The sequence below is a fragment of the Moorena sp. genome (assembly GCF_982860115.1).
The window spans coordinates 6,009-10,108 of sequence record NZ_CEYLVT010000235.1 but is presented as its reverse complement, the minus strand read 5'-3'; the positions used below and the strand labels follow the sequence as shown (position 1 = coordinate 10,108).

Below are 4,100 nucleotides of genomic sequence, written 5' to 3'. Positions count from 1 at the left end.
CATCCGAATCAGTATCACAGCGAGCCCATTCTTGAAGTAGGGCTAAGGTATCTCGGTGGTCTTTATAACCTTGAGCTAACTGTTCTATTGCTTCACCTCGCACATCCGAATCAGTATCACAGCGAGCCCATTCTTGAAGTAGGGCTAAGGTATCTCGATGCTTTTGCCAATGGGTGGCTACTGCTACAACAGCTTGCCTGCGAATATAACTGACTAAGCCTGTGAGATATCGAGACTTTTTAGAATCATAATTATGATCATAATAAATTAAGTCTTTTAAGCAATTCAATAATTCAGTATCCGTTGATTTAATCTCATACCGATTCCTAACCTCAGACAAACAATTCGCTGCCAGAAATAAATTACCAAACTCATCCGCTTCTCCATCTTGTGCCATTAAATCCTCAATAATCTTTCCAGCTTTCTTAGAATCAATCATGCCCACAATCAATCTGAGCACTTCATGCCAAGATTCATCCCGCCAGTGCTTACCAAATACTTCGGTTTTTAACTGTTCTAGGGAAATCTCTTGTTTTTTCTCAAATTTCCTGACAAATTCCCAGGCACAGAAATATTCCAAAAATGTCCGATGCACAAAAGCGTAATAATCGGCTCCCATGAAACACAATATAAAATTGCGGGTGCGCAACTGATTAATCATTACCTTAGCCACTGCTCTCGGATCATTAACATCCCGTAATTTAAGCTCCTCTTTGATAATCCGTTCTAAATCTTCCCCACTAATCAAATTTCCCGCTAATCCTGCTTGATTACCCTGCATGAAATATGCCACTTTTCCTAGCATCTGTTGCTTATCTTGATAATCAATCGTCTTCGGATCCAGACGATTATCTTCTATTAATGCTCGTTCCACATCCCATTGATGGAGCAGTAATCGAGAGGATTGGTTATAGAGTTCAGAGCGGTCACGAGGCAATTCTTGATTGCGATTCAGGATTGCCATCATGGTTAGTAATAGGGGATTTTGCCCCAGTTGTCGAATTGGGGAGGATGTCTCAATTGCTTTTTGTAAGCGCTCCTGTTTCCTAACTTTATCGGCTTGATCAGTAAAGGTTAAATCATGCCAGTGCTCGATAAAGGTTTGAATTTGTTCCGAGTCCAAGTCTTGGAGCATAACATGACGAAATTCAGCATCCCGTAGCCGTTGGGGTTTATAACCAATTACCCGAGATGTCACAATTACTCGTACCTTAGGATAAGTATTAGTAAAGCGATGAATATCCGTAATAACATCTTCTCGTTTCCCTGGCTCAAACACTTCATCCAAGCCATCAAACATCACTAATGCCTTACCATCTTTTAACTCCTGATCAAGGTGATGTTGATTGAGATGACATATCGCTCCACTGCTTTGATGGCAGAATTCCAAGAAGTTATTACATTGTCCACTATCGCGATTCCGGATATAGGTGCGTAATTCAATCAGTAAGGGAATTAGTAGAGAACTGTCAGTAGTTAGATCAGTTCTTGCCCACTCCAATCCTAAATATTGCAGCAAGGTAGATTTACCAGAGCCTGGGTCTCCTAAAACCACCACATAGCGATAGCCTTGAGAGTCCTCTATCACATCCAATACCGATTTTATCGGCTGTTGATAATAACGCTCTTTAGCTCGTTGCAACTCCTCTTGGTCAATTTCCTGAGCTAGTTGACCACTCTCTCGCAGTTTTTGATAATAATCCTTAGGCAGTTCATGAATCGCCTCCGGCATCAAGTCATGAACCTCTCGCACATTTTGGGGGATAAATATCTTCCAAAGTTTTAGTTCATTATAAGCACAGCCACTAGTATCCAAACTATCTAATTTGACATTACCGTAGCTCTCTATGAGTGCTTCTTGATATTCCCTTAAGTCAAAATCTGGGGTAATTCCTACTTTCGTATTTTCTGCGATCGCTTCCAAGGTTTGGGAATCTCGGATAGGCCGTAAATCATCGGATTCCCGAATAATCGTTTTTACTTCCTTGACATACCGTTTACCAATATAGTGCCAATCAAATCCTTCCGGTAATGGTAATAAGTCAAGCTCAATCCAAGTCTTATCTAATTTTTCGGTATCTATTCGTTTACAGCCATACTTGAAGGCACTTCCTAGGATAGCTTTAATATATTGATTTTTAATATACTGCTTGAGGGGTTTAGTATATTGTTTTACGTCTTGCTTAGATAAATCAGCATCTTCCAATTCTTCTTCCACTAAAGCCACAAATTCTTTTAAAGCCTTACCGAAGAGTTTTTTCTGGGTATTTTGATCCGATAGTCCGGTATACTCTTTGATAGATTCTTTAAAAAACTCTTTAGTGTAGTCTTCTAGAGCCTCTTTCGCCAACGGACCAATTACTTCCTTGGCGAGATAGCCACCAGCACTAGAAAGTCCCCAAACTGCTAACCAATCCAGCATGATATTGGTAGTTGTTTTTTGCTTTATCTATCATTATAGACAAAAGGCAATCAGTTTGACCTGATGGTGCGTTACGGGACGGACTGTCTCAACACTGGCTACGGATAACATGAGGGCGAGCCTGGTGCATCTCAATGCATGCTATTTGACGCGGTGGTGCGTTACGGGACGGACTGTCTCAACACTTGCTATGGCTTGCGTCTTGGCGAGCCCGTCCCTAACACACCCTACGCCTTAATTCTAAATTCTTCATTCTAAATTCTTCATTCTAAATTCTTCATTCTAAATTCTTCATTTTAAATTATCCTTAGCAAACTTCCGCAGTTCAGGATCGGGGTCATGCTTTGCTCTATCAAGCAATAAAGACCGGGTTTGGTAATTTTTAGGATAATCTTCGAGAATTGCCTTAAGAGCTACTTGTCGAGGATTGTCATCCCAGTCTTCCTTACGGTCAAAGGGTTCATGGAGAGTGCCATCCCATAAAAATTCCAATAACCAAGGCTGGTCTTTCCAACCTTTAGCTAACTGTTCAATTGCTGTATATCGCACATCCGAATCAGTATCACAGCGAGCCGATTCTTGAAGTAGGGCCAAGGTATCTCGGTGGTCTTTGTAACCTTTAGCTAACTGTTCAATTGCTGTAACTCGCACCTGCCAATCAGTATCACAGCGAGCCCATTGTTGAAGTAGGGCTAAGGTATCTCGGTGGTCTTGGTAACCTTTAGCTAACTGTTCTATTGCTGTACATCGCACACTCGAATCAGCTTCAGAGCGAGCCCATTGTTGAAGTAGGGCTAAGGTATCTCGGTGGTCTTTGTAACCTTTAGCTAACTGTTTAATTGCTGTAACTCGTACCCACGAATCAGTATCAGAGCCAGCCCATTGTTGAAGTAGGGCTAAGGTATCTTGGTCGTCTTTGTAACCTTTAGCTAACTGTTCTATTGCTGTAATTCGTACCCACGAATCAGTATCAGAGCGAGCCAATTCTTGAAGTAGGGCTAGGGTATCTATGTGATCTTTGTAACCTTTAGCTAACTGTTCTATTGCTTTACATCGCACATCCGAATCAGTATCACAGCGAGCCAATTCTTGAAGTAGGGCTAAGGTATCTATGTGGTCTTTGTAAGCTTTAGCTAACTGTTCTATTGCTCTAACTCGCACCTGCCAATCAGTATCAGAGCGAGCCAATTCTTGAAGTATGTCTAAGGTATCTCCGTGGTCTTTGTAAGCTTTAACTAACTGTTCTATTGCTGTAGCTCGCACCCACGAATCAGTATCAGAGCGAGCCAATTCTTGAAGTATGTCTAAGGTATCTATGTAGTCTTTGTAAGCTTTAACTAACTCTTCAATTGCTCTACATCGCACCTCCGAATCCGTATCACAGCGAGCCGATTGTTCAAGTATGGCTAAGGTATATTGGTGGTCTTTGTAACCTTGAGCTAACTGTTCAATTGCTCTAACTCGCACCTCCGAATCCGTATCACAGCGAGCCGATTGTTTAAGTAGGGCTAAGGTATCTTTGTGGTCTTTGTAACTTTGAACTAACTGTTCAATTGCTCTAACTCGCACCCACAAATCCGTATCAGAGCGAGCCAATTCTTTAAGTACGGCTAAGGTATCTTTGTGGTCTTTGTAACTTTGAACTAACTGTTCAATTGCTCTAACTCGCACCCACAAA

The 4,100-nt window shown here is 41.5% G+C and carries 2 protein-coding genes; both read right to left on the bottom strand.

All coding sequences use genetic code 11. The features are described 5' to 3' along the window. Window positions 1–2,422: NACHT domain-containing protein (locus AC4II3_RS27275; protein WP_490722959.1), on the bottom strand; the 2,422-nt coding region annotated here is incomplete at its 3' end. A 291-nt stretch (window positions 2,423–2,713) separates the two neighbouring features. Beyond that, a partial coding sequence (locus AC4II3_RS27270) for a HEAT repeat domain-containing protein (RefSeq protein ID WP_490722958.1) occupies window positions 2,714–4,100 on the bottom strand: 1,387 nt, incomplete at its 5' end.